Below are 1,879 nucleotides of genomic sequence, written 5' to 3'. Positions count from 1 at the left end.
CGCCGAACGGGCCGAGTACTCGGCCTTCCAACCTGTGGCCACCCAATCATTGCGCCGGGGTCTGCCACCGCACCAGGTGCCGCACGTCACATCTACCTGAACCGATCGGGTGCGGCCCGCTGCGAAACGTCCCCGAACAGCACGAAAGCCCCCGCTCGGGGTGGGTGTTCCTATGGTTTTGTCAAGCGGCGGCCGGGGGCGCTGCGGGTTGGGTTGTGGGGCGGGCTGGTTGGTAATAGGTCTTGTTGCGGAGCATGGCGAAGATGACGTCGCAGCGGCGTCGGGCCAGGCAGATCAGAGCGGCGTTGTGTTTCTTGCCCTCGGCTCTCTTGCGGTCGTAGTAGGCGCGGCTGACCGGGTCGGACAGGGCAGCGAACGCGGCGAGGAAGAACGCGCGCTTGAGCTTGCGATTCCCAGTGCGGGCGGGATGTTCACCTCGGATGCTACTGCCGGAGCGGTGGGTCACCGGGGCGATGCCGGCGTAGGCGGCGAGGTGTGCGGAGTTGGCGAAGGCGGAGACGTCGCCGATTTCCAGCAGGATGCGGGCGGCGGTCCTGACCCCGATGCCGGGCATGGAAGTCAGGACCTCGGCAAGAGGGTGCGCATCGAGGATCCCTTCGACCTGGGCAGCGAGGGTTTTCCGTTGCTCCAGCACGGTTTTCAAGCTCTCAGCCAGGCGCGGCAGGACCATGTCGGCTGCGGCGGCGCCGGGAACGACCACGGTCTGCTCGGCCAAAGAGGCGAGGATGTCGTCGACCAGCCGCTGGCCCATGCGGGGCGCGTGCTTGGTCGCGATCGTGATCAGCTTGCGGCGGCTGGCGTTGGCCAGGCCGATCGGACCGCCGCAGCGGGCCAGGATCTCCAGCACGGCGGTGTGGGTGACCTTCGGGCCGAGTGCGCGTTCGAGCGCGGGGTGGATGCCGGTGAGCAGGCCGCGGATGCGGTTGCTGATCCGGGTGGCTTCGGCGGCCAGGTCGTCGTCGAAGCCGACCAGGACGCCGAGTTCGGCCAAGGCATCGTCGCCGACGTCGACCTGCCGCAACGTGTGCGGGAGGGTGCGGGCTGCGTCGGCGATCACGTAGGCGTCGCGGGCATCGGTCTTGGCGTTGCCCGGGTAGAGATCGGCAATGCGGCGCATCGCCAGGCCGGGCAGGTAGGCGACCTGGTGCCCGCAAGCACGTGCGACCGCGACCGGCAGCGCGCCGATCGTGGCCGGTTGATCCACCACGACCAACACCGGGCCGTGGGCGGCGAGCTTGTCGAACACCGCCCGCAGCTTCGGTTCGCTGTTGGGCAACGGCCCGTCATGCAGCCGCTTCCCGCTCGGGTCCAGGCCCACGGCGTGGTGCTCGCCCTTGCCCACATCCAGGCCAAGGAACACGCCGTATGTGCTGGTCATCCACCCAGTCCTTCGCGTCGAAGTTGCTGGTCACCAGTCAGGCATCGACGGCCGGCAGCCACGTTACGACGAGACCTACCCGCAGGCGGCCGTGTCCCTATCAGCGGTCCCTCGATGCCACCAGGCCCGGTGACACCACCCCCCGGATCATGCAAGCAACTGGGGGACTCAGTCATGCCGGACCTGGCGACCAGGGCTCCAAGATCAGAGCCACGAAAAAGGTAACGGGGGCAGCGATGTTGGAGGAGAGCACATGACGCGACAGGTGACGGGATGGCGGAAATCCAGCCGGTCATCACAGCAGACCGCTTGCGTCGAGGTAGGCCGTGCTGCTGGCGGCGCCGCGGTGCGTGACACCAAAGACCGCGCCGCCGGGTACTTCACCACGACCAGCGGCCAGTGGACCGCGTTCGTCGAAGCCGTCAAAGACGGGCGACGGCTGAACCTAGCGATGATCCCCGGCGGAACGCGACCGCCGGG

At 68.2% G+C, this 1,879-nt stretch carries 2 protein-coding genes; one reads left to right on the top strand and one right to left on the bottom strand.

All coding sequences use genetic code 11. The features are described from left to right. Positions 1-181: 181 nt before the first annotated feature. Complete coding sequence (locus IJH84_RS07675; protein ID WP_295142036.1) at positions 182-1,399, bottom strand: IS110 family transposase; 1,218 nt, start codon at positions 1,397-1,399, stop codon at positions 182-184. 253 nt (positions 1,400-1,652) lie between these two features. Between IJH84_RS07675 and IJH84_RS07670 the strand changes: the two genes are divergently transcribed. Further along, a partial coding sequence (locus tag IJH84_RS07670; RefSeq protein WP_295142033.1) for a DUF397 domain-containing protein occupies positions 1,653-1,879 on the top strand: 227 nt, incomplete at its 3' end.

It is taken from the genome of Saccharopolyspora sp., from assembly GCF_017434145.1.
In the GTDB taxonomy this organism is placed as follows: Bacteria; Actinomycetota; Actinomycetes; order Mycobacteriales; family Pseudonocardiaceae; genus Saccharopolyspora_C; species Saccharopolyspora_C galaxeae.
Note: the sequence above shows the minus strand (reverse complement) of the source record. Positions and strands in the feature narration are given on the sequence as shown.